This is a genomic window from Billgrantia gudaonensis, from assembly GCF_900100195.1.
Taxonomy (GTDB): Bacteria; Pseudomonadota; Gammaproteobacteria; order Pseudomonadales; family Halomonadaceae; genus Halomonas; species Halomonas gudaonensis.
Genome location: NZ_FNES01000021.1, coordinates 16,732 through 42,587, shown reverse-complemented (window position 1 = coordinate 42,587; position 25,856 = coordinate 16,732). Strand labels below are relative to the sequence as shown.

General features: G+C 65.5%; 30 protein-coding genes. 14 read left to right on the top strand and 16 right to left on the bottom strand.

What is annotated here, in order from left to right; all coding sequences use genetic code 11:
• Nucleotides 1-5: 5 nt before the first annotated feature.
• On the bottom strand, nucleotides 6-449 hold the full coding sequence (gene slyA / locus BLP96_RS18145) for a transcriptional regulator SlyA (protein WP_089688955.1): 444 nt from the start codon (nucleotides 447-449) through the stop codon (nucleotides 6-8).
• Between the two features lie 243 nt (nucleotides 450-692).
• Between slyA and fadB the strand changes: the two genes are divergently transcribed.
• The 3 genes from fadB (at nucleotide 693) to BLP96_RS18130 (ending at nucleotide 4,375) form a co-directional block, all read left to right on the top strand.
• Complete coding sequence (gene fadB, locus BLP96_RS18140; RefSeq protein WP_089688954.1) at nucleotides 693-2,855, top strand: fatty acid oxidation complex subunit alpha FadB; 2,163 nt, start codon at nucleotides 693-695, stop codon at nucleotides 2,853-2,855.
• 29 nt (nucleotides 2,856-2,884) lie between these two features.
• Complete coding sequence (gene fadA / locus BLP96_RS18135) at nucleotides 2,885-4,063, top strand: acetyl-CoA C-acyltransferase FadA (protein WP_089688953.1); 1,179 nt, start codon at nucleotides 2,885-2,887, stop codon at nucleotides 4,061-4,063.
• 135 nt (nucleotides 4,064-4,198) lie between these two features.
• A complete protein-coding gene (locus tag BLP96_RS18130; RefSeq protein ID WP_089688952.1) occupies nucleotides 4,199-4,375 on the top strand; it encodes a CCGSCS motif protein in 177 nt (58 codons plus the stop codon).
• 158 nt (nucleotides 4,376-4,533) lie between these two features.
• Here the strand turns inward: BLP96_RS18130 and BLP96_RS18125 are convergent, their stop codons facing one another.
• The gene (locus BLP96_RS18125) at nucleotides 4,534-4,998 is read right to left on the bottom strand and encodes a flavodoxin family protein (protein ID WP_089688951.1); all 465 of its coding nucleotides are present in this window, start codon (nucleotides 4,996-4,998) and stop codon (nucleotides 4,534-4,536) included.
• A 72-nt stretch (nucleotides 4,999-5,070) separates the two neighbouring features.
• Here BLP96_RS18125 and BLP96_RS18120 point away from each other — a divergent pair, with 72 nt between their 5' ends.
• From BLP96_RS18120 to gloA, 3 genes are read left to right on the top strand one after another with little or no spacing between them, the layout of a single operon-like run.
• The gene (locus BLP96_RS18120; protein ID WP_089688950.1) at nucleotides 5,071-5,547 is read left to right on the top strand and encodes a YbhB/YbcL family Raf kinase inhibitor-like protein; all 477 of its coding nucleotides are present in this window, start codon (nucleotides 5,071-5,073) and stop codon (nucleotides 5,545-5,547) included.
• A 13-nt stretch (nucleotides 5,548-5,560) separates the two neighbouring features.
• On the top strand, nucleotides 5,561-5,797 hold the full coding sequence (locus BLP96_RS20515) for a GMC oxidoreductase (protein WP_089688949.1): 237 nt from the start codon (nucleotides 5,561-5,563) through the stop codon (nucleotides 5,795-5,797).
• A 31-nt stretch (nucleotides 5,798-5,828) separates the two neighbouring features.
• Nucleotides 5,829-6,362: a lactoylglutathione lyase gene (gloA, locus tag BLP96_RS18110; RefSeq protein WP_089688948.1), complete on the top strand. Its 534-nt coding sequence runs from the start codon at nucleotides 5,829-5,831 to the stop codon at nucleotides 6,360-6,362.
• Nucleotides 6,363-6,372: 10 nt separating this feature from the next.
• Here gloA and BLP96_RS18105 read toward each other — a convergent pair whose 3' ends face one another.
• On the bottom strand, nucleotides 6,373-7,254 hold the full coding sequence (locus BLP96_RS18105; protein ID WP_089688947.1) for a LysR family transcriptional regulator: 882 nt from the start codon (nucleotides 7,252-7,254) through the stop codon (nucleotides 6,373-6,375).
• Between the two features lie 122 nt (nucleotides 7,255-7,376).
• Here BLP96_RS18105 and BLP96_RS18100 point away from each other — a divergent pair, with 122 nt between their 5' ends.
• Nucleotides 7,377-8,258, top strand: coding sequence for a HalD/BesD family halogenase (locus tag BLP96_RS18100; protein ID WP_089688946.1), 882 nt, complete (start codon nucleotides 7,377-7,379; stop codon nucleotides 8,256-8,258).
• 85 nt (nucleotides 8,259-8,343) lie between these two features.
• Nucleotides 8,344-9,627, top strand: a complete 1,284-nt coding sequence (locus tag BLP96_RS18095; RefSeq protein ID WP_089688945.1) for a M24 family metallopeptidase — start codon at nucleotides 8,344-8,346, stop codon at nucleotides 9,625-9,627.
• A gap of 99 nt (nucleotides 9,628-9,726) precedes the next feature.
• Here BLP96_RS18095 and BLP96_RS18090 read toward each other — a convergent pair whose 3' ends face one another.
• Nucleotides 9,727-10,413 (bottom strand): type 1 glutamine amidotransferase domain-containing protein, encoded by a 687-nt coding sequence (locus BLP96_RS18090; protein WP_089688944.1) that lies wholly within the window; start codon nucleotides 10,411-10,413, stop codon nucleotides 9,727-9,729.
• Between the two features lie 186 nt (nucleotides 10,414-10,599).
• Between BLP96_RS18090 and BLP96_RS18085 the strand changes: the two genes are divergently transcribed.
• Together BLP96_RS18085 and BLP96_RS18080 are read left to right on the top strand one after the other, a co-directional pair.
• Nucleotides 10,600-10,962, top strand: coding sequence for a thiol-disulfide oxidoreductase DCC family protein (locus tag BLP96_RS18085; protein WP_089688943.1), 363 nt, complete (start codon nucleotides 10,600-10,602; stop codon nucleotides 10,960-10,962).
• A gap of 85 nt (nucleotides 10,963-11,047) precedes the next feature.
• The gene (locus BLP96_RS18080; RefSeq protein ID WP_089688942.1) at nucleotides 11,048-12,001 is read left to right on the top strand and encodes a GGDEF domain-containing protein; all 954 of its coding nucleotides are present in this window, start codon (nucleotides 11,048-11,050) and stop codon (nucleotides 11,999-12,001) included.
• A 28-nt stretch (nucleotides 12,002-12,029) separates the two neighbouring features.
• On the opposite strand, the gene BLP96_RS18075 is transcribed toward BLP96_RS18080, so the two are convergent.
• The 9 genes from BLP96_RS18075 to BLP96_RS18040 all read right to left on the bottom strand — a co-directional run bounded on the left by BLP96_RS18075 (nucleotide 12,030) and on the right by BLP96_RS18040 (nucleotide 19,200).
• Nucleotides 12,030-12,452, bottom strand: coding sequence for a secondary thiamine-phosphate synthase enzyme YjbQ (locus tag BLP96_RS18075; protein WP_089688941.1), 423 nt, complete (start codon nucleotides 12,450-12,452; stop codon nucleotides 12,030-12,032).
• A gap of 31 nt (nucleotides 12,453-12,483) precedes the next feature.
• The gene (locus tag BLP96_RS18070) at nucleotides 12,484-13,326 is read right to left on the bottom strand and encodes a nitrilase-related carbon-nitrogen hydrolase (protein ID WP_089688940.1); all 843 of its coding nucleotides are present in this window, start codon (nucleotides 13,324-13,326) and stop codon (nucleotides 12,484-12,486) included.
• Between the two features lie 39 nt (nucleotides 13,327-13,365).
• Entirely contained in the window at nucleotides 13,366-13,494 is a 129-nt protein-coding gene (locus BLP96_RS20510; protein WP_281182924.1) for a hypothetical protein, read from the bottom strand.
• A 74-nt stretch (nucleotides 13,495-13,568) separates the two neighbouring features.
• Nucleotides 13,569-14,879 carry an MmgE/PrpD family protein gene (locus tag BLP96_RS18065; RefSeq protein WP_089688939.1) on the bottom strand — a complete coding sequence of 437 codons (1,311 nt, stop codon included), beginning with the start codon at nucleotides 14,877-14,879 and terminating at the stop codon, nucleotides 13,569-13,571.
• 74 nt (nucleotides 14,880-14,953) lie between these two features.
• Nucleotides 14,954-15,835: a glycine betaine ABC transporter substrate-binding protein gene (locus BLP96_RS18060; protein ID WP_089688938.1), complete on the bottom strand. Its 882-nt coding sequence runs from the start codon at nucleotides 15,833-15,835 to the stop codon at nucleotides 14,954-14,956.
• Nucleotides 15,836-15,899: 64 nt separating this feature from the next.
• Nucleotides 15,900-16,631: an ABC transporter permease gene (locus tag BLP96_RS18055; RefSeq protein WP_089688937.1), complete on the bottom strand. Its 732-nt coding sequence runs from the start codon at nucleotides 16,629-16,631 to the stop codon at nucleotides 15,900-15,902.
• 4 nt (nucleotides 16,632-16,635) lie between these two features.
• Nucleotides 16,636-17,796, bottom strand: a complete 1,161-nt coding sequence (locus BLP96_RS18050) for an ABC transporter ATP-binding protein (RefSeq protein ID WP_089688936.1) — start codon at nucleotides 17,794-17,796, stop codon at nucleotides 16,636-16,638.
• Nucleotides 17,797-17,832: 36 nt separating this feature from the next.
• Nucleotides 17,833-18,498, bottom strand: coding sequence for an ABC transporter permease (locus BLP96_RS18045; RefSeq protein ID WP_089688935.1), 666 nt, complete (start codon nucleotides 18,496-18,498; stop codon nucleotides 17,833-17,835).
• A 249-nt stretch (nucleotides 18,499-18,747) separates the two neighbouring features.
• Nucleotides 18,748-19,200, bottom strand: coding sequence for a potassium channel family protein (locus tag BLP96_RS18040; RefSeq protein ID WP_089688934.1), 453 nt, complete (start codon nucleotides 19,198-19,200; stop codon nucleotides 18,748-18,750).
• 169 nt (nucleotides 19,201-19,369) lie between these two features.
• On the opposite strand from BLP96_RS18040, the gene BLP96_RS18035 reads away from it, so the two are divergent.
• The 3 genes from BLP96_RS18035 (at nucleotide 19,370) to BLP96_RS18025 (ending at nucleotide 22,649) form a co-directional block, all read left to right on the top strand.
• The gene (locus BLP96_RS18035) at nucleotides 19,370-20,950 is read left to right on the top strand and encodes a thymidine phosphorylase family protein (RefSeq protein ID WP_089688933.1); all 1,581 of its coding nucleotides are present in this window, start codon (nucleotides 19,370-19,372) and stop codon (nucleotides 20,948-20,950) included.
• Nucleotides 20,950-21,855, top strand: a complete 906-nt coding sequence (locus BLP96_RS18030) for a ribose-phosphate diphosphokinase (RefSeq protein WP_089688932.1) — start codon at nucleotides 20,950-20,952, stop codon at nucleotides 21,853-21,855. Before BLP96_RS18035 ends, BLP96_RS18030 begins: the two co-directional genes overlap by 1 nt.
• A gap of 158 nt (nucleotides 21,856-22,013) precedes the next feature.
• Nucleotides 22,014-22,649 (top strand): hypothetical protein, encoded by a 636-nt coding sequence (locus BLP96_RS18025; RefSeq protein ID WP_089688931.1) that lies wholly within the window; start codon nucleotides 22,014-22,016, stop codon nucleotides 22,647-22,649.
• A 19-nt stretch (nucleotides 22,650-22,668) separates the two neighbouring features.
• Here BLP96_RS18025 and BLP96_RS18020 read toward each other — a convergent pair whose 3' ends face one another.
• The gene (locus BLP96_RS18020; protein WP_089688930.1) at nucleotides 22,669-23,625 is read right to left on the bottom strand and encodes a zinc metalloprotease HtpX; all 957 of its coding nucleotides are present in this window, start codon (nucleotides 23,623-23,625) and stop codon (nucleotides 22,669-22,671) included.
• Between the two features lie 194 nt (nucleotides 23,626-23,819).
• Here BLP96_RS18020 and BLP96_RS18015 point away from each other — a divergent pair, with 194 nt between their 5' ends.
• On the top strand, nucleotides 23,820-24,578 hold the full coding sequence (locus tag BLP96_RS18015) for a VIT1/CCC1 transporter family protein (protein ID WP_089688929.1): 759 nt from the start codon (nucleotides 23,820-23,822) through the stop codon (nucleotides 24,576-24,578).
• A 31-nt stretch (nucleotides 24,579-24,609) separates the two neighbouring features.
• On the opposite strand, the gene BLP96_RS18010 is transcribed toward BLP96_RS18015, so the two are convergent.
• Nucleotides 24,610-25,506, bottom strand: a complete 897-nt coding sequence (locus BLP96_RS18010; protein WP_089688928.1) for a complex I NDUFA9 subunit family protein — start codon at nucleotides 25,504-25,506, stop codon at nucleotides 24,610-24,612.
• A 97-nt stretch (nucleotides 25,507-25,603) separates the two neighbouring features.
• Entirely contained in the window at nucleotides 25,604-25,807 is a 204-nt protein-coding gene (locus BLP96_RS18005) for a putative motility protein (protein ID WP_089688927.1), read from the bottom strand.
• Nucleotides 25,808-25,856: the final 49 nt, after the last annotated feature.

The window sequence follows — 25,856 nt, the reverse complement described above, 5'->3', positions numbered from 1 at the left end:
GGCATTCAGCTTTCGTTTTCGCCGGCCTGAATCGCCAGCCCATTCTCCTCGATGTGCGCCAGCAGGGCATCGAGGTGCTTCACGTCGTCGTCGCTGAGCCCGTCGAGCATTTCGCGTCGGGCCTGGGTCACCACCTCATCGATTCGCTCCAGCAAGGGCGTCGCCTCGCGGGTCAGGTAGACCCGCTTGGTGCGGCGATCCTGATCGCAGGGGCGGCGTTCGATCAGGCCTTGCTCGGAAAGCTGATCCAGCGTGCGCACCAGCGAGGGCGCTTCCACGCCGATGGCGCGCGCCAGGTCGCACTGGGCCTGGCCGTCGCCGAGGCGCCACAGATGGTAGAGCGTGACCCAGCGCGTCTGGGTCAGGCCCAGCGGCGCCAGTCGCTGGTCGATGATGGCGCGCCACAGTCTGGGTACGCGGGAAAGGCGGAAGCCGATGTTCTGATGCATGGAGAGTCGCTTTCCGTAGAGTTTGGCGAATTGTCCGGAGGCGCGGCGTCTAATGCAACTGGCCGGTGTCAAGAGAAGCTGTGGAAGCCGGCTTGAATGCACTGTTCGTCGCTCATGGTCATGGCTCGTCAACGGTGCCATTCGTCGGCGTGGCTGCGATGGTTCACCGGGACTTGACGAGTCGCCCCTTGTGCACCAAGCTTGCCGAAATCAAACGGCCGTATGAAATCGGGAGATGCTGGGATGATCTATCAAGGCAACGCCATCACGGTGGCGCGTGACGATGACGACATCGCTACGCTCACCTTCGACCTGCAGGGTGAGTCGGTCAACAAGCTGTCGAGTGCGGTGGTCGCCGAGCTCGATGAGGCCGTGCAGGCCATCCGGGTGCAGGGCGGCTTGCAGGGCCTGGTGATCGGTAGCGCCAAGGATGCTTTCATCGTGGGGGCTGACATCACCGAGTTCCAGGGCATGTTCGGCAAGGGCAGCGAGTTCCTGGTCGAGATGCTCGAGCGAGTGCACGGCATTTTCAACGCCATCGAAGACCTGCCCTTTCCCACCGTTTCCGCCATCAATGGCCTGGCTCTCGGCGGCGGCTGCGAGGTGACGCTGACCACCGACTTCCGGGTGATGAGCGAGCAAGCGCAGATCGGTCTGCCCGAGACTCAGCTGGGCATCCTGCCCGGCTGGGGCGGTTGCGTGCGCCTGCCGCGGCTGATCGGTGCCGACAACGCCATCGAATGGATCGCCGGGGGCAGCCAGAACAAGGCCGATGCCGCCCTTGCGGTTGGCGCGGTGGACGTCGTGGTGCCGGGCGAACAGCTCGCTGCGGCGGCCAAGGACATCCTTGCCCGTGCGGGTGCCGGTGAGCTGGACTACCAGGCTCGCCGCGACGAAAAGACGCAGCCGCTGAAGCTCAACGCCATCGAGCAGATGATGGCCTTCGAGACCGCCAAGGGCTACGTCGCCGGCAAGGCAGGGCCCCACTATCCGGCGCCCATCGAGGCGATCAAGGTGATCCAGAAGGGTGCCGGCGAACAGCGCGCCCGTGCCCAGGCCATCGAAGCCAAGGCCTTCGCCAAGCTGGCGCTCTCCGACGTGGCCTTCAACCTGGTGGGGCTGTTCCTCAACGACCAGGTGGTCAAGAAGAAGGCCGGCAAGTACGAGAAGCAGGCCAAGGCGGTCAAGCAGACGGCGGTGCTGGGGGCCGGCATCATGGGTGGCGGCATCGCCTATCAGAGTGCCTCCAAGGGCACGCCGATCCTGATGAAGGACATCAAGGAGGAGGCCATCGAGCTGGGACTCAAGGAGTCTCGCAAGCTGTTCGCCAAGCAGGTGGAACGCGGCAAGCTCTCCATCGAGCAGATGGCCGAGAAGCTGACCCACATTCGCCCGACCCTCTCCTACGGCGATTTCGGTCATGTCGACCTGGTGGTCGAGGCGGTGGTCGAGAATCCCAAGGTCAAGGACGCAGTGCTGACGGAGGTGGAAGGTCTGGTCGGCGAGGACACCATTCTCACCTCCAACACCTCGACCATCTCGATCACCCGCCTGGCACAGAACCTCAAGCGCCCCGAGAACTTCTGCGGCATGCACTTCTTCAATCCGGTGCACCGCATGCCGCTGGTCGAGGTCATCCGTGGTGAGAAGACCGGTGACGCTGCCGTGGCCGCCACCGTGGCCTACGCCCGGGCCATGGGCAAGACACCCATCGTGGTCAACGACTGCCCGGGCTTTCTGGTCAATCGCGTGCTCTTCCCCTATTTCGGTGGCTTCAGTCAATTGATGGCCCACGGTGCCGATTTCCAGCGCGTCGACAAGGTGATGGAGAAGTTTGGCTGGCCCATGGGCCCGGCCTATCTGCTCGACGTGGTGGGCATGGACACCGCCGTGCACGCCGGCGAGGTGATGGCCGAGGGCTTCCCCGAACGGATGGGCAGCCTGGGCGGCGATGCGGGCAAGAGCGCCATTCAGGCGATGTTCGAGAATGATCGCCTGGGCCAGAAGAATGCCAAGGGCTTCTACGCCTACGAGGAGGACAGGAAGGGCAAGCCGAAGAAGGTGAGCGACGAGACCGCCGTCGAGCTGGTCAAGGGCGTGGCCCAGGAGAGCCGCGAGTTCAACGACGACGATATCGTCGCGCGCATGATGGTGCCGCTGTGTCTGGAGACGGTGCGCTGCCTGGAGGACGGCATCGTCGGCAGTGCCGCCGAGGCCGACATGGCGCTGATCTACGGCATCGGCTTCCCGCCTTTCCGCGGCGGGGCACTGCGCTACATCGACGCCATGGGCGTGGCGGCCTTCGTCGAGCTGGCCGACGGCCTGGCCGAAGAACTGGGGCCTCTCTACGCCCCCACCGACAAGCTGCGCGAGATGGCCGAATCCGGCGAGCGTTTCTACGGCTAATACCCCGCCACGAACAGGAGTAGCGAGACATGAGTTTGAATCCGAGAGACATCGTGGTGGTCGACGGTGTGCGTACCGCCATGGCCAAGGCCAAGAACGGCGCCTTCCGCCACGTGCGGGCGGAGAACCTTTCCGCTGCCGTCATGCAGGCACTGTTCGATCGCAATGCCGGCCTCGATCCGGCCGAGGTCGACGACGTGATCTGGGGCTGCGTCAACCAGACCCTCGAGCAGGCGATGAACATCGCCCGTAACGCGGCGATTCTGACCGGCATCCCGCGCAGCGTGCCGGCGCAGACGGTCAACCGCCTGTGCGGCTCCTCGATGAGTGCACTGCACATCGCCGCCGCCAACATCAAGGCCGGCATGGGCGATGTCTACGTGATCGGCGGCGTGGAGCACATGGAACACGTGCCCATGACCCACGGCGTGGACGTCAATCCGGCGGCCAGCAAGCACGCCGCCAAGGCGGCGATGATGATGGGCCTCACTGCCGAGCTGCTGGGCAAGATGCACGGCATCTCCCGCGAGGAGCAGGACGCCTTCGGCGTGCGCTCCCACCAGCGCGCCCAGGCGGCCATGGAGAAGGGCTACTTCGACAACGAGACCGTTGCCATCGAGGGTCACGACGAACGCGGCTTCCGTGTCCGGGTCAAGCGCGACGAGGTGATCCGCGCCGATGCCAGCCTGGAGAGGATGGCCGAGCTCAAGCCGGTGTTCGATCCGCGCGGCGGGACCGTCACCGCCGGTACCTCCTCGGCGCTCTCCGTGGGGGCCTCGGCCATGGCGGTGATGAGCTACGAGCGTGCCCAGGCCCTGGGGCTCCAGCCCATCGCGCGGGTGCTCTCTACCGGCGTGGCGGGTTGCGATGCCTCGATCATGGGCTATGGCCCGGTGCCGGCCTCCAAGAAGGCCCTCAAGGCAGCTGGCTTGACCATCGACGACATCCAGACCGTGGAACTCAACGAAGCTTTCGCCGCGCAGAGCCTGCCGGTGCTCAAGGATCTGGGGCTGCGTGACGCCATGGACGACAAGGTCAACCTCAACGGCGGTGCCATCGCCCTGGGGCACCCGCTGGGTTGTTCGGGGGCGCGCATCTGCACCACCCTGCTCAACGTGATGCAACAGCAGGACACCAGCCTCGGGCTGGCCACCATGTGCATCGGCATGGGGCAGGGCGTAGCGACCGTATTCGAACGATTGAAGTAAGCGCCCGCTGTGGCAACGGCCCCCCGTCCTCGCGGATAGCGGGGGCCGCTGCGTTCGATTCATTGACGTGGCGGCTGAGGATCAATAAGATTCATTTTTTATGCATCTTTAAATCTTCACCGCGAGGTCACTCCCATGGGACGGCTCAAGAACCTTTTCAAGAAAGACAAGGCAGAAAAACCGGTGGTGCAGACGCAGGAGGCTGTTTCGGCGAAGCCGAACGCAGCCGTCAACGTCGACCCGAAAAAGGTCGATGCGCAGCAAAAGGGCAAGCACGGGGATTCCGGCAATTGCTGCGGGTCCTGCCAGTAATCCATGCCGAAACCGGTCGTCAATCGAGCTGCCCGGGCCACCGGTCAGAACGATAGCCGCCCGAGCGACGTCAGCAGCAGCGGGCTTGCCTTCCCGGCAGGCCCGTTCTTGTGTGGGCGAGACGCACAGCGGTCACGCGTAGCGACATGGCCGATGCGTTACAGCACGCCCGCCTCGAGTCCGGCAGCCAAGTAGAGGCCCAGTTCCTCCACTTGTTCCGCGAACTCCTCCTGCCACTCGCCGCGCAGAATCAGCGGTTCCTGCGCCCAGCGCCAGCGCAGGCCGGTGACGATGCCCTCCACGGCGCGACGGGTACCGGTGCCGTCGCGGCCTGCACGCACGTAGAGCGCGCAGGGCAGCCCCTGCTTCTCCTCGATCACGGCGTAGTAGCTGCGGTCGAAGAAGTCCTTCAGCGCTCCGCTCATGTAGCCGAGGTTTTCGGTGGTGCCGAGCAGGATGGCATCGCAGGCCAGGACGTCCTCGGGTCCGGCGTCCAGAGGCGCCTTGACCGTCACCTCGACGGCTTCGATGTCGGGATGGCATGCGCCGCGTTCGGCGGCGTCGCGCAGCCTGCGCGTATTGGCGGAGGGCGCGTGTGCCACGATCAGCAGTTGCTTGTTCATGTTGACAGCTCCTGGCCTTTTTCCGACGCTGAATCGGCATTTACCGTTCAGCGAATCTGGAGGACGATCGACATGGCCTTTGCGCTTTCGAACATGCAGCTGGAAAGCAGTGCCTTCGCTTCTCAGGGCGCCATACCCACCAAGCATACCGGTGAGGGCGACGACGTCTCCCCGGCGCTGAGCTGGCAAGGGGCTCCCGAGGGCGCCAAGGGGTTCGCGGTGATCTGCCATGACCCCGATGCCCCGCTGGTGCAGCACGGCACCTATGGCTTCGTGCACTGGGTGCTCTACAACCTGCCCGGTTCCACCACCTCCCTGGAGGAGAACACGAACCAAGGCACCAGTGGCAAGAACGATTTCGGCAAGCTCGGCTACGGTGGCCCGATGCCGCCCGAAGGCCATGGCCTGCATCAGTATTACTTCTGGGTACTGGCGCTGGACAAGCCGACCGACCTTCCCGAGGGCTTGTCGCTGCCCGAGGTGCTCAAGCAGCTCGAACCGAACCTGATCGGCATGAACCGCCTGGTCGGTACCTACCAGCGCGACTGAGGCTGAGCGAGGGTTGCCCGCGGGCAACCCTCCGGCGCGTTCCCTTCATCCTTGCAGGTATCGATGTGGCAGGCCCGAGGATGGGGTATGCAATGCCCATGGGCGCAGCCTCGAGGTGCCCAACCCGTTCATCTCCGACGGCAGCCAGTTCACCGCCTCGGCGGTCGAGAACCCCACGCAGACCATCGTCACGCTGGCGCTGCGCCAGGCCGAACGCATCGGCCGGGCGATGCAGCGCGGCGAGGTCTGACCTTCATCCACCATCCGACCAGGAGACTTCGATGAGCTTCCAGGGCGAACAACATCCCGGCGTCGCGGCGCCCACCGTAGATTCCGACGGCTTCCGCCTCAACCATACCATGCTCCGCATCAAGGACCCCGAGGCTGCGTTGGCCTTCTATACCCGAGTGTTCGGCATGCGGGTGATGCGCCGGCTCGATTTCGAGGAGATGGGCTTCTCGCTCTACTTCCTGGGCCGGCCCGAGCCCGGCGAGAGCGTTCCCGAAGATGCCGGGGAGCGAACCGTCTGGACCTTTTCCCAGCGTGGCTTGCTGGAGCTGACCCACAACTGGGGCACCGAGGATGAGGAGGGGCGCATCTACCATGACGGCAACGCCGAGCCTCAGGGCTTCGGTCACATCTGCTTCTCGGTGCCCGACCTCGAGGCCGCCGAGGCCTGGTTCGACGCCAACGACGTGGAGTTCGTGAAGCGCTCCGACCAGGGAAAGATGAAGGACGTGGTGTTCGTCAAGGACGTCGACGGCTACTGGATCGAAGTCGTTCAGGCCGATCGCCTCGCCGCGCTGGGCGACTGAGAGCATGCGTTCATGCCGTGGACTGCGGCTGAGGGGCGGCCACGCCATCGTGGCCGCACACCAGGCGTTGCAGCTCGCGGCAGAAGGCCTCCAGCGCCTCGCTGGGGGCGTCGCTGCGCCGGTGCAGTTCCACCTCCACCTGATCGAGGGGCGGTAGCCCCTCGGCCTCTCCCACGATGCGACACCCCTTGGGCACGCTGCGCGGCGTCTTGATCGTGGCGGCGAGTCCGGCCTGCACGGCCAGATTGATGCCCGTGGGGGAAGGGCTCACGTAGTGCAGTTCCCAGCGCTTGGCGGCGCGCCCCAGCGCCGACAATGCATGGGCGCGAAAGATGCAGCCCTCGGGGTTGAGGGCCAGCGGCAGCGTCTCCCAGGCCAGGACATCGCAATGCTCGGCCACTACCCACACCATCGGCTCCCAGCCCAGCAGGTGGCCCGATGGCGTCGGTGCATGGCGAATCGATAGCACCACGTCGAGCAGGCCTTCCTGGAAACGCTCCACCAGCGCAGCGCTGATATCGCAGGTGATGTCGAGACGCGTCTCCGGGAAGCGTTCGGCGTGGCGGGGTAGCAGGTCGGGAAGGTATGTGGCCGCCTGCTCCTCGGAGGTGCCGAAGCGGATCAGCTCGCCACGTCGCGATTCGCCGAGCGCTTCGCGAGCCTCCGATTCGAGCTTGAGCATGTGTCGGGCATAGGGCAGCAGGCGCTCGCCGGAGGCGGTCAGCAGCACGCTGCGGCTGGTGCGCTCGAACAGGGGATTGCCCATCTGCTCTTCGAGCCGCTTGATCTGCAGGCTGATGGCGGACTGAGTGCGATGCAGTACCTTGCCGGCGGCACTGAATCCCTCGCATTCGGCCACGGTCACGAAGGCGCGTAGCAAGTCGGTATCCATTATCGATGAGCCTTTGAAATTTATTGTATCTCAAGCATTCATTTTTATTATGGTTGTCGGCTCACTATCCTGTCCAGGGACAAGACGACACCGTCAAACCCCGACGAACAGGAGTCATGTTCATGCACGCGACGGCAACCGAGACATCCACGCACGCGCTCAGCGGATTGATCGACTTGGCCCGCTACCCTCTCGACGATCTGGACGTCGAGGCCGGCCAGGCGCTGGTGGCCCAGTGCCGCCGCCAGCTCGAGGACGACGGCTGCGTGGTCCTCGAGCGGTTCGTGCCCGATGAGGCGGTGGCACGCCTCGAGCGCGAGACCGAACGTCTCTCGCCGGAAGCGCACTACAACCAGACCGAGACCAATCCCTACAACAGCGCTGGCGACCCGAATCGCCCGGCCAGCCACCCGGTCAACCGCTTCGACGATCGCACCAACGGATTCGTGGCCGGTGACCGTATCGACGACGACACCCTGATCCGCCAGGTCTACGCCAACCCGGACTTCCAGCGCTTCATCGCTGCCGTCGTCGGCATGGAGGCGATCCACCCTTACGCTGACCCACTGGCCGATCTGGTGGTCAACGTGCTGCGCGACGGCTGCCAGCATCCCTGGCACTACGACACCAACGAATTCATCGTGACGCTGATGACGCGCCAGCCCGAAGGTGGCGGTCTGTTCGAATACGTGCCGGGCATTCGCAGTCCCGAAGGCGAGAATTTCGACGCGGTGAAAGAGGTGATCGATGGCGATCGTTCGCAACTCACCTCTCTGGCGTTGCGCCCGGGGGATCTGCAGATCTTCTTCGGCCGCTACTCCCTGCACCGCGTGACGCCGGTGGAAGGCCCCCGCGAGCGCCATACGGTGATCTTCGCCTACGCCAAGGAGCCGGGGTTCGTTGGCCGTCCGGAGCGCGCCCAGCGTATCTTCGGCCGCATGGCGCCGATCCACGAGAGGCTTCTCGAGGAAGGCATGGATCGCAGCGACAGCCTCGCCGATTGACCCCTGGTCTTGCGTTCCCCCAAGCGCCTCTGCCGATGGCCGCGCTGCGGGCGGCCGTCAACCTGACGACACAGCGAGAGTATCCATGAGCATCGTAGAGTCAGAGAAACTGACCGACAGCGAGCCGGACCGGATTCCGGTCGTGCCTTCTGCGCCGATGGCCAACGGCGATAGCATCCCCACCGCCTTCGACCCCGTGCAGTTGCGCGCCGGGCGTCTGGCGCGATTGCGGAACATGATGGCCGAGCAGGGCTACGCCGCCCTGGTACTGTTCGATCCCAACAACCAGCGCTATGCCACCGGCTCGCGCAACATGTTCGGCTATTTTCTGCGCAACTCCACGCGTTACATCTACGTGCCGCTGGAAGGCCCGATCATCCTCTTCGAATATCCGGGCAGCGCTCATGTCTCCACCTGGCTGGAGACCATCGACGAGTCTCGCACCTCCAAGGTGGTGTGGTCGGCGGTGAACCAGCGTGACGACCTTTCCTCCGACCCCTTCGGCATCGAGATCGCCGAATTGATCGAGGCGCACGGCCGGGGCAACAAGAAGGTCGGCCTGGACCGCTGCGCGCTCAATCTGGCGCGCTCGCTGGAGGCCCAGGGGCTGGACGTCCATGACTGCATGCAGGACACTCTGCACTGCCGACGCATCAAGACCCCCGAAGAGATCGCCTGCCTGGCTCAGTCCATGGCAGCGAGCGAAGCCTCGGTGGCCGAGGTGGAGGCCGCCATCAAGCCCGGCATCACCGAGAACGAGCTGTTCGCCATCATGTACGGCGAGGTGATCAAGGGCGGCGGCGAGTTCATCGAGACGCGTCTGCTCAACTCCGGTCCGCGCACCAACCCGTGGTTCCACGAGGCCAGCGACCGCAAGATTCGTCCCGGCGAGCTGGTCGCGCTCGACACCGACACCATCGGCTGTCACGGCTACTACTCCGATTTCTCGCGCACCTTCCCGGTGGGGCCGGGCAAGCCGACCGCCTATCAGCGCGAGCTCTACCGCATGGCCTACGATCAGGTGCACCACAACATGGCGATCCTGAAGCCCGGCATGAGCTATCGCGAGGTGGCCGAGAAAGCCTGGAAGATTCCCCAGCGCTTTCTGGATCGCCGCTACCCCTCGATCATCCACGGGGTGGGCATGCACGGCGAGACGCCGCTGGTGGCGCACCACATGGACTTCGATCGTTTCTCCAAGGACGGCATCCTCGAACCCGGCATGGTCGTCTCGGTGGAGAGCTACATCGGCGAGGTGGGCGCCGCCGACGGCGTCAAGCTCGAGGAGGAAGTGCTGATCACCGACAGTGGCATCGAGAAGCTCTCGCGCTATCCTTTCAACGAGGCATTGCTCGGCCGCGAGTACTGAGCAACCGGCCAACCGCAGATCTCGATCTGGATTCGCAACGCCCGCACTGTCTCGGCAGGCGGGCGTTGCGTTCGGAACGTTGCACTGCCGGCTTGCCGGTTACTTGCCCAGCGCTTCGAGCAGCAGTTTGGCGACCGGCTCGGAGGAGGGCGGGTTCTGGCCGGTGATCAGTTGGCCATCGCGGCGTGTGTAAGGTGTGAAGTCGTCGGCCTTGGAATAGCGGCCACCGCCGGCGATCAGTGCGTCTTCCACCAGCCTGGGCACCACGTCGGTGAGGCCCACGGCGGCTTCCTCGCCGTTGGTGAAGCCGGTGACCTCGCGACCCTCGATGATCGGACGGCCCTCGGCATCGCGGGCGTGGATCAGCGCGATCGGGGCGTGACAGACCGCGGCCACCGGTTTGTGCTGGGCCCAGAAGGCTTCGATCAACCGGATGGAGTCGGCATCCTCCACGAGGTCCCAGAGCGGGCCATGGCCGCCGGGGTAGAAGATGGCATCGAAGTCGTCGGCGCTGACATCGGCCAGGCGGTGCGTGTTGGCGAGTCGCTCCTGGGCGTCGGCGTCCTGCTTGAAGCGACGGGTCGCTTCGGTCTGGCTTTCCTCGGCGTCGCTCTTGGGATCCAGCGGCGGCTTGCCGCCCTTGGGCGAAGCCAGCACGACGTCTGCGCCGGCATCCAGGCAGGCGTAGTAAGGCGCCGCCAGTTCCTCAAGCCAGAAGCCGGTGGGCTGGCCGGTATCGCCCAACTGGTCGTGGGAGGTCAGGACCATCAGAATGCGCTGGTTCATCGAGCTCTCCTCCGTGTGGCATTGCCTTCGTTGAGTGTGCCCACCATTGTGGTGGCATGCCGGATAGTTGGGAATCGGTGTCTGTCTATGACAGGCATTCAGTCACTTTATCACGCAGACAGGCAGAGGTTTCATGTGTGTTCTCGCATCGCCTCATCGACGGTTCGCGACGCTGGAGGTGACGGCATGACAGCGCTGAAGGTCTACTACGACGGCGTGTGTCCCGTCTGTCGGCGAGACCGTGCTCGCTACGAGCGCTGGGCCGGCGAGGCCGGCCGGCAGGTGGTCTGGTGCGACCTGAACGCCCATCAAGAAGCGCTGCGCGAAAAGGGCGTCGACCCGCAGGCGGCGCTGCGCTCGCTGCACGTGGAAGAGGAGGATGGGCGCATCGCGGAGGGCATCGACGCCTACGTTCTGCTGATGCGACGGGTGCCGAGGCTCAAGCCCTTGGCCTGGTTCATCGGTCTGCCGGGGCTCAAGCCGCTGCTGCGCTGGTTCTACGATCGCTGGGTCAGGCGGCGCCTGGCGAGAGAGGGGCGCTTGTCCTGAGGTCCAATGGCAATCGCCGGGAGGGGTTGCCATAGTGGCTCGATCGTCGACGATGGCTCACGGCCGGTATCCCCGAAGGCTTTCCATGACCCGCAAGATACCTACGTTCCAGGCTCACGAGGGAGCCACCGCTTCGGCTTCGCCAAGCGCTCAGGATCTGCTGGGCATTCTCGATAGCCTGGATGCGGCAGTGTATGCCAGTGACATGCATTCCCACGAGCTGCTCTTCCTGAACGCTTATGGGCGTCGGCAGTGGGGAGAGCCAGCGGGGCGCAAGTGCTGGCAGGTGCTGCAGGAAGGGCAGAGCGGTCCCTGTGAATTCTGCAACAACCCTCAATTGCTGGATGAGCGAGGGAGGCCTGGGCCTGCCGCGGTTTGGGAGTTCCAGAACACTCAGGACGGCCGCTGGTACCAGTGCCGCGATCAGGCCATCGTCTGGAGCGACGGGCGTTTGGTGAGGGTCGAGATTGCGACCGACATCACCGAGCGCAAGGCGCTGGAGGATGCCCTCAAGGCCTCGCATCGGCGTTTCGAGACACTGGCTTATCGCGATGAATTGACCCAACTGCTCAACCGGCGCGCTTTCTTCTCCGTCTGCCGCGAGCAGTTGGCCAGCCGCCGATCCGCGGATCCCTTCGCCGTGGTGCTGATCGACGTGGATCACTTCAAAGCGATCAATGATTCCCTTGGCCATGCTGCCGGTGACCAAGTCCTGCGCGAGGTGGCCGGGCGCTTTCAAGCAGAGTTGCGCAGCGATGACATTCTGTGCCGCTTCGGCGGCGAGGAATTCGCTTTGGCGCTACCCGGTAATTCCCTCGATGCGGCCGCGGAGCTGGCCGAGCGCCTGCGGCTGGCACTGCGTTCACGCCCACTGGCCTACGCAGGGCAGCGTTTCGACGGCACGGCGAGTTTCGGGGTGGCGGCGGTGGCGGGTGACGAGGTCGATCTGGATGCGCTGATCAAGGCGGCCGATCAGGCGATGTACCGCGCCAAGCGTCAGGGGCGGGACCGGGTCTGCACGGCCTCGGGCGTGGAATAGCCGCCGCGTGAGAATGGCTCGCCGCGTGTCACTCTTCTCCGTTCAGGGTGGCGATCAGCCGTCGTGGGCCGCCGTGGTTGCGGTGCTCGCCCAGCCAGATGCCCTGCCAGGTGCCCAGCGCCAGGCGGCCGTCGTGCACGGCCAGGGTCAGCTGGGTGCCCAGTAGGCTGGCGATCACGTGAGCGGGCATGTCGTCGGGTCCTTCCAGCGTGTGCCGGAAGTACGGCAGATCGCCCGGCACCAGGCGGCGCAGGAAAGCGTCCATGTCGTGGCGCACGTCCGGGTCGGCGTTTTCGTTCAGCGTCAGCGATGCCGAGGTGTGCAGCAGTTGCAGGTGCAGCATGCCCACTCGGCAGCGGGCCAGGTCGGGCAGAGCCTCGACGACCCGGTCGGTGATCAGGTGAAAGCCGCGCTCCATGGCGGGCAGTTGGATCCGTTGCTGGCTCCACATCGCTAGCACCTCCTCTTCGGGGCTCTTCCGATCAACGATACCCCGCCATCAGCTCGCGGATCAGCGGCGTATCGGCGTCGCGATGAGTGGGTAGCTCGAAGCGCGCGCGGGCGATGGCGGTGCGCGAGAGCTCGGCGACGATCAGCGTCTCGCGGTCGTCGGCCTCGGCCAATATCTCGCCGCGGGGCCCGAGGATCCGCGAACCACCCCAAAAGTGGCTGCCGTTCTCGGGGCCGTAGCGGTTGGCCATGATTACCGGGGTGCCGTAGGTCATGGCGTAGAAACGCACGTTGAGTGCCCAGTTCTGCTCGTTGGAAAAGTCGTCGCTGACGATGCCGCTGGCCGAGTTGATCGGCGCGCACAGCACCGTGGGGCGGGGAAGCAGGGTGGCATGCACCAGCGCCGGGTTCCACAGGTCGGCGCAGATCAACTGGGTGGCCGACCAGCCCGGGCGAATTTCGGTGTGGGTCAGTTCGCTGCCGTGCGTGAACCACTTGCCCTCTTCCAGGCCGCCGTAGGTGGGCAGGTTGAGCTTGCGGTGCACGGCGACGATCTCGCCGGCCTGGAGGATGGCCAGGGCGTTGTAGTATTCGCCGGGGCTGGCTTCCTCGACGAAGCCGACTACCGTCTGCATGTCGCCGCACGCCTTGGCCAGGCGGGTCAGGCGCGGGTCCTCCAGCGGCATGGCGACCTGCATCACGCGGCTGCCCAGGTCGTAGCCGGTCAGCGAGAGTTCGGGAAAGACCAGCAGTTCCACGCCCTGGCCCCGGGCCTCCTGGAGGAGGTCGAGGTGGCGTTCGAGGTTGGCGTCGACCTCGCCGAGGTCGGCGTTGAGCTGGGCGGCGGCGACATGGAGGGCGTTCTGGTAGTGCATATCACGCTCTCAGTGAGACAGGGGAAGGGGCCGGACGAGTCATCCGTCGGACCGGGCGTCACGCTCCGAGCGGGCCATCGCGCGCTTGACCAGTCGGAACAGCAGCCAGTGTAGAGCCGCCAGCACGACCAGGGCGCCGCCCATCATCAACAGGAAGGAAGTCGTCATCGGCGCGTTCTCCAGCGGTTTTGCGACATGCTAGCGGGACGGCGGCTGGGCGTCGATGCCCGAGCGCCCTTGGATCAGCCCGTTTCGGGCGCCCCGATCAGCGCCAGCAAGTCGCCGACCGGACGGTCGTCCAGGGTGGTGATCGCCTCCCGTAGGGAATCGGCGCGCTCGCCGAGAACCGGGTCGGCCAGCGCCTGGTACTTGGCCCTGAGTTCGTCGTCCGACAGCGGATTGTGCGGATTGCCGCGGGCTTCGCAGGGCGCGCTCTCCAGCACCCGGCCGTCGGCCAGGTGCAGCCGGGCCGAGGCCCAGCGCTCGGCGGGAAAGCGGGCGTTGAAGGTCGCGCTCTCGCGGATCTCGACCCGGGAGGCCAGGGCACGCAGATCCAGCGCCTCGAGAGTGATGACGGCCTCGGCGCTCAGGGTGCCGTGGGCCAGCGCGCAGGCCACCGACCAGGGCAGGCTGTACTGGGCCTGCTCGGTGCTCGATGGATGGACCACGTGCAGCCGCTTGCCTTCGTGGAAGGTGAGGATCTCGATGCGGCGGACCTGCTCCGGGGCGTCGATCTTCTCGCGTAGCGACAACACCGCCTCCACCGCCGGCTGGGCCCAGCGGCAGACCGGATAGGCCTTGAAGTACTGCTCGTGCAGGTACCAGCGGCTGCCGAGGTCGGACCAGATCTCGTCGACCACGGGGTCGGTCACGGTCAGCGCCGGCGCCCCGGTGAAGCCGTCGCGGGCCAGCAGGGCGGCGGAGATGCCGGTCATGGCGCCCCAGCCGGAGCCGTCCTTGAGCATGGTGGGGTGGTCGATGCAGCGCATCATCTGGCTGCGCGGTCCGTAGAACTCGGCGATGCCCAGCGCATGGTGGAGGCGCTCGGCGTCGAGGCCCATCAGCCGGCCCGCCACGGCGGCCACGCCGAGGGCGTTCCAGGCGCCGGAAGTGTGGTAGTCCGGGCTTGTGGCATGCAGGGCGATGCCGGCACGGGTGGCGATCTCGTAACCCAGCGTCAGCAGGCCGAGGAAGTCGCGGCCGGACAGCGTGTCCACCTCGGGCAGGGCGAGCAGCCCGGGCAGCAGTGCCACTCCGGCATGGCCCTTGGTCAGCACCTGGCCGTCGTGGGCGTCCAGAGCATCGATCAACCAGGCGCCGTGCAGGGCCACCCCGGTGGGCGAGGCCCGGCCGTCGGCGAACAACAGCGGCCGGTCGCCGCCGTGCTGGGTGGTGACGAAGCGGCGGGCATGCCCGGCCAGGTCGGTGCGGGTGGCCCCGGCGGCCACGCCGACGAGGTCGAGCAGGCAACGCTTGGCCCGGGGGAGCAGGTCGGGGTGGGAGAGCGGGTCAGCGTCGAGGATCCAGTCCAGGAGAGCAGTTGGCGCGGTCATGTCGAGTCCGGGGGCGGCTCTTGAGACGACGAAGGCCGCTCGGGGGCGGCCTTCGGCAGGGTACAGGCGGGAGGTCAAAGCAGCTCGTTCGCTTCGAGAAAGTCTTTTGCGACGTCCTCGATGGTCTCGCGCTCCACGTCGACACGAGCGTTGAGCTCGGCCATCACTTCGTCGTCGAGCAGTGCTGAGAGGGCGTTCATCTGCTCGGCCAGTTCGGGATTGGCGTCCAGAGTCTCTTCCCTCACGACCGGGGTCAGGGAGTAGGCCGGGAAGAAGTTCTGATCATCTTCGAGCACGTGGAAGTCGAAGGCGGGAATCCGGCCATCGGTGGCGAAGACCAGGCCGACGTCCACCTCGCCGTCGCGCAGCGCCTGGTAGACCAGCCCCGAATCCATGCGCTTGACGTTGCCACGATCCACACGGAAGTCGTAGGCCTGCTGCAGCGGTCGCCAGCCGTCCTCGCGCGCATAGAACTCGGCGTTCATCGCGAAGGTGAGATCTTGACCATCATCGATCGCTTCGGCCAGCTTCGAAAGGTCGTCGATGCCGGTTTCTTCGACGCTCTCCTCGCGCATCGCCAGGGCATAGGTGTTGTTGGCCTGGGATGGCTCGAGCCACACCAGGCCCTTCTCGCCGTCGAGCTCCTTGACGCGCTGGTAGGTCTCCTCGGGCGAGAGGCTCTCGGTGACGTCGTTGTAGTTGATCAGCGAGGTGCCGGTGTATTCCCAGTAGAGGTCGATCTGGCCGTTTTCCTGGGCCTGGCGCAGCACGGCGGAGCCCATTCCGGCCCGGCTGTCCACCTCGTAGCCGAGGCTCTGTAGATACTGGGTGGTCATGCTGGCCAGCAGCTGCTGTTCGGTGAAGTTCTTGCCGCCGACCACGATCTCCTCGGCCTGTGCGGTGGCGAACGTGCCGGCGAGCGCCAGGCCGGCCAGGGTTGTCATCAGATGCTTCATGGGATGCGACTCCTCTTGTGTCGTCAGTGTCACGGGGTGGGACCTTGGAGTGGATGCGCTTCCTTCAGGCTCGATTGGGGTTCACCCCGCGGGGAACCATCAGGAAGGCGACGGTGGCGATCAGCGCGTCGACGACGATCGCCAGCAGCGCCGTGGGGATGGCACCGGAGAGCATCATCACCGGGTCGTAGAGGTCGATGCCGGTGAAGATCAGCTCGCCGAGGCCGCCGGCGCCGATCAGGAAGGCCAGCGGCACGGTGCCGACGTTGATGGTCAGTGCCGTGCGTATGCCGGCGAAGATCACGTAGAGCGCGTTGGGCAGCTCGACCCGGAGCAACTGCTGCAACGGCGACATGCCGATGCCGGCGGCGGCTTCCATCAACGCCAGGTTGACCCCCTTGAGGCCGGCATAGGTGTTGCGCGTGATGGGCAGCAGGGTGGCGACGAAGAGCCCGAACACGGCCGGCACCGTGCCGATGCCCAGGAAGCTCATGGAGAGTGCCAGCACCGCCAGAGTGGGGATGGTGGTGCCGACGTTGAGTATCTGCATCAGCGATTCGGCCCAGCGCGCCATGCTCGGGCGCGAGAGCAGGATGCCCAGCGGGATCGCCACGGCGATGGCCAGCCCGCCGGATATGGCGGTCAGCCACAGGTGCTGCACCGCCAGGAACTGCACGTCGGGCAGGTACCAGAGGAAGTCGTCGATCACCCCGCTCGACTGGCTCCATACCCCGGCGAAGAAGATCGCCACCAGCAGGAGCGCGCGCAGGGCCCCTTTCAGGCTCTGGATGGGCATGGGTTCACTCCTTGGTCGCTGCGTCCGGGGTCAGGTCATTCGTCTCCTGGGCACGAAAGCGGGCCCCCAGGTGGTGCGTCATGGCACGCTGGGTGATCTGTCCGCATACGCGGCCATCGTCGTCCACGCAGGGCAGCCAGGTGGTGTCCTGGGCGAACATCAGCGAAGCGACCTTGCGTAGGTCGTCGTCGAGATTGACGGTGGCCGGTACGTTCTGGAAGTGATCGCGACAATAACCGCGGGTGGTCCGGGCGACTGCGCGGGTAATCAGGCCCACCGGTTGGCGCTGGTCGTTCACCATCAGGATTGAGTTCTGGTAGCCGAAATCGTCGATCTTGGCCAGTGCCGTTTCCAGCGTGTCGCCGGGCACGACCGTGCCGATCTCGTCGCTCACCACCTCGCGCACCTTGACCAGGTTGAGGCGCTTGAGGGCTCGATCCTCGCCGAGGAACGATTCGACGAAAGCATTCTTCGGCGCTGCCAGCAGGTCATCCGGCGTCGAGTACTGCACCAGCTTGCCTTCGCGGAACACGGCGATGCGGTCGCCCATCTTGATCGCTTCGTCGATGTCGTGACTGACGAACATGATGGTCTTGTTGAGTTCCTGCTGCATCTTGAGGAACTCGTCCTGAATCACCGTGCGGTTGATCGGGTCGATGGCCCCGAAGGGCTCGTCCATCAGCATCACCGGCGGATCGGCGGCCAGCGCTCGGGCCACGCCGATGCGCTGCTGCTGGCCGCCGGAGAGTTCGCTGGGGTAGCGCTTGAGAAAGGCGTCGGGCTCCATGGCGATCATCGCCATCATCTCGCGGGCACGTTCACGGTAGCGGGCCTTGTCCCAGCCCAGCAGCTTGGGCACCACCGTGATGTTTTCCTCGATGGTCATGTTGGGGAACAGGCCGATCTGCTGGATGACGTAGCCGAGGTTGCGGCGCAGCTGCTGGGTGTCCATCCCGGTGGTGTCCTCACCGTCGATGAACACCTTGCCGGAGGTCGGTTTCACGATGCGATTGATCATCTTCAGCGTGGTCGTCTTGCCGCAGCCGGAGGGGCCGAGCAGGATGCAGATCTCGCCGGCGGGCACTTCCATGCTGATATGGTCGGCAGCGACCACGGCGCCCTTGGGCGTGTCGAAGACCTTGGTCAGGTTGTCGAGCTGGATCATGGGGGTTCCTTGCTTCGCAATCTGTCGTCAGGGGCGTCAAGCCGGATCGGCGGTGCGTTCCATCCCGCTGGGCGTCAGGCGCTTCTGCACGTAGAGGAGGACGTAGTCGACCACGACGGCCAACAGGCTCACCGCGACGGCACCGACGATGAGCTGGCGAGGGTCTGACTGCGAGATGCCGCGGCTGATGAAGGTGCCGAGTCCGCCGGCGCCGATGTAGGCAGCGATGGCCATGACGCCGATGTTGAGCACGACGGCGGTGCGCACGCCTGCCATGATGACCGGCACGGCCAGCGGTATCTCCACCATGCGCAGGCGCTGGTTGGGGCTCATGCCGATCCCGCGAGCGGCCTCGCGCAGCGCCGGATTGACGTTGTTGATGGCCGTGTAGGTGTTGCGGATGATCGGCAGCTGCGAATAGAGCAGAACGGCGATCACTGCCGGCACGTAGCCGATGCCGTGGCCGATCAGCGAGAGCACCGGGATCATGATGCCGAACAGGGCGATGGAGGGAATGGTGACGATGATCGAGGCCAGATAGAGCACCGAGCGTGCAACCCGCTCGCTCTTGGTGATGGCGATGCCGATGGGTACGCCGGTCAAGGTGGCGATGCCCACGGCAACGCCCACCAGGGAGATGTGCTCGATGGTGCGCCGGATCAGCAGATCGAGATTGTCGAGGGCATACAGAATCAGTTCCAAATGCGCTCTCCTCTGTGGGCTCCGAACCGTTGGCCGGAGCCGTCATTCTTGAACAAGCTTAGCCGCTGCCTGCGGCTCGGAGCGCCACGACCCAGGGGAGGGCGGACGAGCAGGGTGCGACAAATTGCCCCGCTGGAATGACCCCAGCTTAGCAGAGCTGCATAAGCATTTGTTTTCCTGAAGGATGACGATGCGCAATGCGTGGCATTGCATCGCCTGATGCGTATTGGGATGGCGGGTCGTCCTCGTTCACTCGGAGGACCAGTGCCTCTGCATCTCGAGAAAGGTGAGCGATGCCGACCAGGTGATCAGCATGAAGCCGGTCAGGGCTTCGGTGCCCATCAGGAAGCGTATCGGACCCTGAGGCACGAGGTCGCCGTAGCCCAGGGTGGTGTAGGTAATGGCCGACATATAGACATGGTCGAGAAAGTTCGCCACCGAGATGCCGCTGAAGCCGCCGGCCAAGGGGTGTTCGAGCAGCAGGGCGCTGGCCAGGGCAAAGAGCCAGATCTCGACGACATGGGCTGCGAAGAGGCCGAAGATCAATACCAGGAAGCGGCGGCGTAGCGAATGGTGACCGAAGCCCTTTTGCCGCCATAGGCGGGTCGTTATCTCGTAGTGCAGAAGAACGCAGGCGACGACAGTGATGAAGGTGGCCCCTACGGCCAGAAGGTGGCCCGCATCCAGTGGTATATCGATCAAGGCAGCGTTCCTGTTGGAAATCCAAGAGCAAGCCTAGCGCGGCTTCCCGGGTCAAGTCAGTCTCCTTCGGTGGCATGACGAGCCAGAGGGCTGCTGCTAGGATGGAGCTATCCGTCACACGCGTGTCACGTTGCCGGTGTATTCGGCACGTGCTGCAGGGAACGCTGCCATGATCACCGATCGACCCAACGGCGGAGCGGTGGACGATACGCTCACGCCGCTGGCACTGAAGCGTGTGGGTATCGACACCTACCGCGAGAACGTCGCCTACCTGCATCGCGACTGCGACCTCTATCGTGCCGAGGGCTTCCAGGCATTGGCCAAGGTGGAGGTGTGCGCCAACGGCCAGTGCATTCTGGCGAGTCTCAACGTGGTCGACGACCCTGCCATCGTCGATTGCGAGCAGCTGGGGCTCTCGGAGGATGCCTTTCACGCTCTGGGGGTCGAGGAGGGGCATCCGGTCAGCGTTTCGCAGGCAGAGCCGCCCGTTTCGATTCCCGCCCTGCACCGCAAGATCGCCGGCGAACGGCTCACGCGCGAGGACTTCCATGCCATCGTTCGCGACATCGCCGAGCTGCGCTACTCCAAGATCGAACTCACCGCCTTCGTGGTCGCCTGCGACCGCGGTGAGCTCGACCGTGAGGAGGTTTTCTACCTGAGCGACGCCATGAGCGGGGTGGGGCGCCGCCTCGATTGGCACGAGCACCCGGTGGTCGACAAGCACTGTATCGGCGGCATTCCCGGCAATCGCACCTCGCTGCTGGTGGTGCCCATCGTCGCCGCCCACGGCCTGCTGTGTCCCAAGACGTCGTCCCGGGCCATCACTTCGCCGGCCGGCACCGCCGACACCATGGAGGTGCTGGCCAACGTCGACCTGCCGTTCGATACGCTCGGCGAGATCGTGCGCACTCACCGTGGCTGCCTGGCGTGGGGCGGTACCAGCCAGCTGTCGCCGGCCGATGACGTGCTGATCGCCGTGGAGCGGCCGCTGTTCATCGATTCGCCCGGCCAGATGGTCGCCTCCATCGTTTCCAAGAAGGTGGCCGCCGGCTCTACTCACCTACTGCTCGACATTCCCGTGGGGCCGCATGCCAAGGTGCGCTCGATGCCCGAGGCACGGCAGCTGCGCAAGCTCTTCGAGTACGTCGCCAAGTGCATGGGGCTCACCCTGGACGTGGTCATCACCGATGGACGCCAGCCCATCGGCTGCGGCATCGGTCCTGTGCTCGAGGCGCGCGACGCCATGCGCGTGCTCGCCAACCACCCCGAAGCGCCCATGGACCTGCGTCACAAGGCGCTTCGCCTGGCCGGTCGCATGCTCGAGTTCGATCCCGACGTGCGCGGCGGCGACGGCTTCGCCATCGCTCGTGACATCCTCGACTCCGGGCGGGCGCTGGAGAAGATGCGTGCCATCATCGCCGCCCAGGGCGAGAAGCCCTTCGACCCCGAGGCTCCACCGCTGGCGCCTCAGCACTTCGAGGTGGTCGCCCCGCGGGCCGGTGTGGTGATCGCGCTGGACAACCTCAAGCTGGCCCGAATCGCGCGTCTTGCCGGAGCGCCCAAGGCCGCTGGGGCCGGTGTGGACATGCGCGTGCGCATCGGCGATTCGGTGGAAGCCGGCCAGCCGCTATACCGGGTCCACGCCGCCTATCGCAACGAGATGACTTTCGCCCACCAAGCCAGCGAACGCGACAGCGGCGTGACGCTCGGCAGCCGGGAGTCGATCCAGTGTCTCAACGTGGAGTTCTGATGAGCCCTGAACTTCTCCATTTTTCCGATGAAGCGGCGCCGGCGCGACGCTTGGCGGAGGCGGCGGGCCTGATCGCTCGTGTCGTGGAGCGCCACCGCTTTCCCGATGAAGAGCTCAAGCTGCGCATGCCCTTCACCGCAGCGAACGATACGCCGGAGACGCTGGTGGTCTTCCGCAGCCTCGACCGCCCCAACGAGAAACTGGTCGAGTTGCTGCTGGTTGCCCGCGATGCACGATCCAGAGGCGCGCGGCGGGTGGTGTTGGTCGCTCCCTACCTCGCCTACATGCGCCAGGACATCGCCTTTCAGCCCGGCGAGATCGTCAGCCAGACCATCGTGGGTGGCTTTCTGGCCGAACTCTTCGATGCCGTCATCACCGTCGACCCGCATCTGCACCGCATCGAGCGGCTCGACCAGGCGATACCCGGCGAGCACGCCATCGCGCTCTCCGGTGCGCCGCGGCTGGCCGAGTTGATCGCCGCGAAGCGCCCCGGCGCCTTGCTACTGGGGCCGGATGAAGAGGCGCTGCAATGGGTGCGGCAGGCTGCCGCCGCGACCGGACTCGATTACGGAGCCTGTCGCAAGGTGCGTCACGGTGACCGCGACGTCTCGATCGCGCTGCCGGCACTGGACGTGGAAGGGCGTCAGGTGGTGCTGATGGATGACGTGGCGAGTTCCGGACACACCCTGGCCGGTGCGGCTCGACGGTTGCTGGAAGCAGGGGCCGTGTCGGTAGACGTGGCCGTGACTCATGCGCTCTTTGCCGACGATGCCCTGGCGGTCATCGCAGCGTCCGGGGTCGGTGAGGTGTGGAGCACGGACTGCATTGCCCATGCCAGCAATGCCATCACCATGGCACCGGTGTTGGCCAGGGCCCTGCAGGACGTGCTGAAGTGCGTAGACTGACGTGACTCTCTCCCCCGACGCTGCAGAGACAACGATAACGACAATGACAACGATAACGACGCAACGGGCGCCACGCTGCGCTAGCTGGTATCGATACGCCTGCTCGGGTGATGCCGACAGTGGACGCCGCATGCAGGCCCGCGAAGGAGGTGGAACGAATGAATTCGACGAATGGCGCCATTCTATTGGCGGGGGTAGCGATCGCGCTGGGCTTGATCGCGCTGGGGATATTCCTTTACGTACGCCGCGCTCAGCCCGACGAGGAGCCACGAGCGAGTGCCCCGGAGCCTTCTCCGAGCGGGCCCGAGCCGCAGGCGCCCGAACCGGCAGCGGCGGCGAACGTCGAAGCGAGCGAGCCGGCGGCAGAGGAGGTCTCCCATCGATTTCAGGTCGTTCGTGGGGATGGCGTCCAGCAATGCCTGTTCGTGGTATTCGACTGGCCGGCATTGGATACCAACCGGCGACTCAACAAGGTGCTCGAGGAAGAGGGCGCCATCTTCGATACCAAGCAAGGCGTTTACACCATTCGCGACGGACGTGCCGGCTACCGGCTGACGGTGGCCGACAGCACGCCGCCCGGGCGGTTGCCGCCACTTCATGAGGAGGGAGAGCATCCCATCGTCGGGGGGATTTCCATTCTGGTGCATTTCCGCAACAAGAAGCGGGTGGCCCAGAGCCCGGAAACGCTAATTCGTCTGACCCAGTCGGTAGCGGCCATTGGCGGAAAGATTCTGGATGCCGAACGCAACGAGGTCAGCGCCGAAGACTTCGAACGGTTGCGTCAGGGGCATTGACGAGGGGGCGAGGGCGTCGTCAGCGCCGCAGGATCCAGTAGCGTGGGCCCAGCGGCGGCGGACGCTGGTGCAGCGTTGGCTGGCCGTCTGCGTTCAAACCATCGAGAGGCGACGTCGCGCGGTCCGGCGGCGTCAGCGCCAGCAACCGCCGGATGCGCTCTGCGGTGGGCGGGTGCGTGCGTAGCCAGTCGATCCAAGCCGGTGGCTGTTGGCCGAAGAGCGTTGCCAGCCACTGGCCCTGGTGCCGTTCCAGGACCTGCAGCGCCGAAGCCAGGCCGTGGGGATCGCGGGTGATGGCGACGGCTTCCAGATCGGCGGTGTATTCGCGATTGCGCGACAGCGCGAGCTGCAGCAGCGTGCTCAGTGTCGGGGCCAGGGCGACCAGCAGCAGCGTCAGCCACGGAAAGGCCAGTTCGCCGGTGACGATCATGGGTAGCATCAGCAACAAGCTTACCTGAACCACGGTGGTCGCCCAGACGGTCAGGCGGGTCATGGCCGCGGCGATGGACATCACCCTGGTGTCGCCATGACACAAGTGGCTGGTCTCGTGGGCGAGCACCCCGGCCAATTCGCGTAGCGACAGCGTGCGCAACAGTCCCTCGGTGACGGCGATGCCGCCGTCGCGCTGGTCGCCGACGGCGAAGGCGTTCAGCTCGGCACTGGGTGCGTAGTAGAGCCTAGGATGCATCTGCAGCCCGGCACGCTGGTAGAGGGTGTCGAGCAGCCGGTAGAGTGCCGGGGCCTGGTGACGGTGCAAGAGGCCCGCGCCGCTGTTGGCCAGTATCCAGCGTGCCGGTACCCAACTGCTGAAATAGGCGACCAGAAGCACCGTGGTGAAACACACAACGACCCCGAACGGCCCGGCGAACAGATAGCCGGGTATCGACAGCACCAGTACCAGGCCGGTCATGATCAGCAGCGTCTGCAGTCCGTTCTTGATACGGCTGCGCCACAGCCGTTGCGGAGTCGGTGGCATGGTGGTCCTTCGTTGCGGGTCGAGCGTCGTACTGGCGGCACTCCCGTGCGCCGCTGCCAGGCTCATTCGATCATCGCCATTCTGGCCGTACGACACAACCGCTTGTCGGGCGACTGGCCGACATCGCAGTGTCGCGTTCCCGGCGGTTCGGACGGTGTTACAGTGACATCGTTGAGGAGCCGCGAGGAAACGGCATGGATCAACGCGAACGACGCGCGCTGGAAGACGAACACAGGCCGGAGGCGATACGGCGTCGCCTCGGCGCGCCCCAGCGGGCCGAGACGGTGCCCGATGCCATCCTGGGGGGTATCGACGGCTGCGTGACCACCTTTGCGGTGGTGTCGGGAGCCTTCGGGGCCGGCTTCTCGGCCACGGTGGCGCTGGTGCTGGGCTTCGCCAACCTGTTGGCCGACGGCTTCAGCATGGCGGTGAGCAACTACGAGTCGATCCAGGCCCGACGCGAGCACATTCAGGGGGTCCGCGAGCGCGAGAACCACCATATCGACGCGGTACCGGAAGGAGAGCGCGAGGAGATACGCGAGATATTCCGCCGCAAGGGTCTGTCGGGCGAGACCCTGGAACAGGTGGTGGCGGCCATCACCGAGGATCGCGAGGTATGGATCGAGACCATGCTCACCGAGGAGCACGGCCTCCAGAGCGAGGGATTGAGCCCGCTGCGCTCCGCATTGACCACCTTCGTGGCCTTTCTCGTCGTCGGCGCCATGCCGCTGTTGCCCTACACTCTGGCCTCGCTCGGTACCAATCGGCAGTTTCTGGCCAGCCTGGCCATGGCCGGTGCGATGTTCCTGGGAATCGGCATGCTGAAGAGCGTGGTCTACCGTCAGCCGATGGTCCGGTCGGGCTTGCGCACGCTGCTGATGGGCGGAGCCGCGGCGGGTCTCGCCTTCCTCACCGGGCACCTGGCCCAGGCGTGGTTCGGGGTGGCGCCGTGACGGGGCCTACGAGTGCCCGGGGTAGGAATGCTCAGCCGCGGTCGAGGCAATCAGGCAGGCTGTCGCGCAGGGCGTGGGGCAGAATGCCTAGGGTCTGGAACCCGGCGATATCGGGATCGGCAAGATTGTCCCGGGCCATGAGGATGACCTGGTCTCGCGTCAGGGGCGGGCTGGGCAGTGCGGAAGCGATCAGCGCCAAGCCGTGCCATAGCGGAAGGGGAATGGGGATTAATGGCCTCTCACGCGCCAGGTGGGCCATCACCTGACCCAGCACGTCCCGGTAACGGAGCACGTCGGGGCCGCCCAGTTCGAAGAGGCGCTGGGGTGGCGGATGACTGCCCAGTATGCGATCCACGGCGCGGGCCACGTCGTTCACGTGCACCGGCTGCAGACGTGTTTCGCCGCGGCCGAATAGTGGGATCACGGGCAGTCGGGTGAGCCCGGCGAGCGCCGTGAGAAAGGCGTCTTCGGGGCCGAACAACACGCTGGGACGCAGCAGGGTCGCGCGGGGAAAGGCTTCTAGAACGGCGGCTTCGCCGGCAGCCCGGGCGCGCACGTAGGCAGATGGCGAGCGAGGGTCGACGCCGATGCCCGACAGGTGTACCAGCCGTTCGATGCCGGCAGCGCGGGCCAGCCGAGCCAGTTGCGCGGCGGCATCGACGTGAATGGCGTCGAAGCGCAGGTCGCGGCGCTGTACATAGAGACTGACGGCATTGACCGCTCCGTCGGCACCATTGAGTGCCTCGGCCACCTGGTGAGCATTGCGAATGTCGGCACGGAAGAGCGACAGTGAGTCCCCGGCGTCTGCCCAGGCGGGAAGCGTCGGCTGGCGCGCGGCGATGCGCACGTGATGCCCGGCGTTGAACAGCGTGCCTACGATGGCGCGGCCCAAAAAGCCGGTACCGCCGAATACCGTGATGGTCGTCATGTCCGCCTTTGCCACAAGAGCGAGAGACAGGCGCTATACGCAATTCACCCCGCGCCCTGGGGCAGCGGGGTGAGGCTGAGAGGGGTCGGATTGCCGATCAGGCGTAGGCGTTGATCTGCGTACCCAGATGACCCTCGTCTGCAAGCTCAGGTTCGGCACCGGCCGACTCCATCAGGGCGCTGACCTGATCCTTCTGAGAATCCAGTGCTTCCTTGAGCACCTGCATCTGTGCTTGCTGTGCGGTTTGAGCCTGCTCGAGACCCAGAGAGGTGCCTACGGCACTATTGACGGCGGAATCCATGTCTCGCCTCCTCGATTCAGCGAATGCCTTTTCAACCTATCAGGCATGG

Excerpts from the sequence above, each read along its gene's own strand:
- slyA (WP_089688955.1), bottom strand. The coding sequence starts at position 449 with ATGCATCAGAACATCGGCTTCCGCCTTTCCCGCGTACCCAGACTGTGG.
- fadB (WP_089688954.1), top strand. The coding sequence starts at position 693 with ATGATCTATCAAGGCAACGCCATCACGGTGGCGCGTGACGATGACGAC.
- fadA (WP_089688953.1), top strand. The coding sequence starts at position 2,885 with ATGAGTTTGAATCCGAGAGACATCGTGGTGGTCGACGGTGTGCGTACC.
- BLP96_RS18130 (WP_089688952.1), top strand. The coding sequence starts at position 4,199 with ATGGGACGGCTCAAGAACCTTTTCAAGAAAGACAAGGCAGAAAAACCG.
- BLP96_RS18125 (WP_089688951.1), bottom strand. The coding sequence starts at position 4,998 with ATGAACAAGCAACTGCTGATCGTGGCACACGCGCCCTCCGCCAATACG.
- BLP96_RS18120 (WP_089688950.1), top strand. The coding sequence starts at position 5,071 with ATGGCCTTTGCGCTTTCGAACATGCAGCTGGAAAGCAGTGCCTTCGCT.
- gloA (WP_089688948.1), top strand. The coding sequence starts at position 5,829 with ATGAGCTTCCAGGGCGAACAACATCCCGGCGTCGCGGCGCCCACCGTA.
- BLP96_RS18105 (WP_089688947.1), bottom strand. The coding sequence starts at position 7,254 with ATGGATACCGACTTGCTACGCGCCTTCGTGACCGTGGCCGAATGCGAG.
- BLP96_RS18100 (WP_089688946.1), top strand. The coding sequence starts at position 7,377 with ATGCACGCGACGGCAACCGAGACATCCACGCACGCGCTCAGCGGATTG.
- BLP96_RS18095 (WP_089688945.1), top strand. The coding sequence starts at position 8,344 with ATGAGCATCGTAGAGTCAGAGAAACTGACCGACAGCGAGCCGGACCGG.
- BLP96_RS18090 (WP_089688944.1), bottom strand. The coding sequence starts at position 10,413 with ATGAACCAGCGCATTCTGATGGTCCTGACCTCCCACGACCAGTTGGGC.
- BLP96_RS18085 (WP_089688943.1), top strand. The coding sequence starts at position 10,600 with ATGACAGCGCTGAAGGTCTACTACGACGGCGTGTGTCCCGTCTGTCGG.
- BLP96_RS18080 (WP_089688942.1), top strand. The coding sequence starts at position 11,048 with ATGACCCGCAAGATACCTACGTTCCAGGCTCACGAGGGAGCCACCGCT.
- BLP96_RS18075 (WP_089688941.1), bottom strand. The coding sequence starts at position 12,452 with ATGTGGAGCCAGCAACGGATCCAACTGCCCGCCATGGAGCGCGGCTTT.
- BLP96_RS18070 (WP_089688940.1), bottom strand. The coding sequence starts at position 13,326 with ATGCACTACCAGAACGCCCTCCATGTCGCCGCCGCCCAGCTCAACGCC.
- BLP96_RS20510 (WP_281182924.1), bottom strand. The coding sequence starts at position 13,494 with ATGACGACTTCCTTCCTGTTGATGATGGGCGGCGCCCTGGTCGTGCTG.
- BLP96_RS18065 (WP_089688939.1), bottom strand. The coding sequence starts at position 14,879 with ATGACCGCGCCAACTGCTCTCCTGGACTGGATCCTCGACGCTGACCCG.
- BLP96_RS18060 (WP_089688938.1), bottom strand. The coding sequence starts at position 15,835 with ATGAAGCATCTGATGACAACCCTGGCCGGCCTGGCGCTCGCCGGCACG.
- BLP96_RS18055 (WP_089688937.1), bottom strand. The coding sequence starts at position 16,631 with ATGCCCATCCAGAGCCTGAAAGGGGCCCTGCGCGCGCTCCTGCTGGTG.
- BLP96_RS18050 (WP_089688936.1), bottom strand. The coding sequence starts at position 17,796 with ATGATCCAGCTCGACAACCTGACCAAGGTCTTCGACACGCCCAAGGGC.
- BLP96_RS18035 (WP_089688933.1), top strand. The coding sequence starts at position 19,370 with ATGATCACCGATCGACCCAACGGCGGAGCGGTGGACGATACGCTCACG.
- BLP96_RS18030 (WP_089688932.1), top strand. The coding sequence starts at position 20,950 with ATGAGCCCTGAACTTCTCCATTTTTCCGATGAAGCGGCGCCGGCGCGA.
- BLP96_RS18025 (WP_089688931.1), top strand. The coding sequence starts at position 22,014 with ATGAATTCGACGAATGGCGCCATTCTATTGGCGGGGGTAGCGATCGCG.
- BLP96_RS18020 (WP_089688930.1), bottom strand. The coding sequence starts at position 23,625 with ATGCCACCGACTCCGCAACGGCTGTGGCGCAGCCGTATCAAGAACGGA.
- BLP96_RS18015 (WP_089688929.1), top strand. The coding sequence starts at position 23,820 with ATGGATCAACGCGAACGACGCGCGCTGGAAGACGAACACAGGCCGGAG.
- BLP96_RS18010 (WP_089688928.1), bottom strand. The coding sequence starts at position 25,506 with ATGACGACCATCACGGTATTCGGCGGTACCGGCTTTTTGGGCCGCGCC.
- BLP96_RS18005 (WP_089688927.1), bottom strand. The coding sequence starts at position 25,807 with ATGGATTCCGCCGTCAATAGTGCCGTAGGCACCTCTCTGGGTCTCGAG.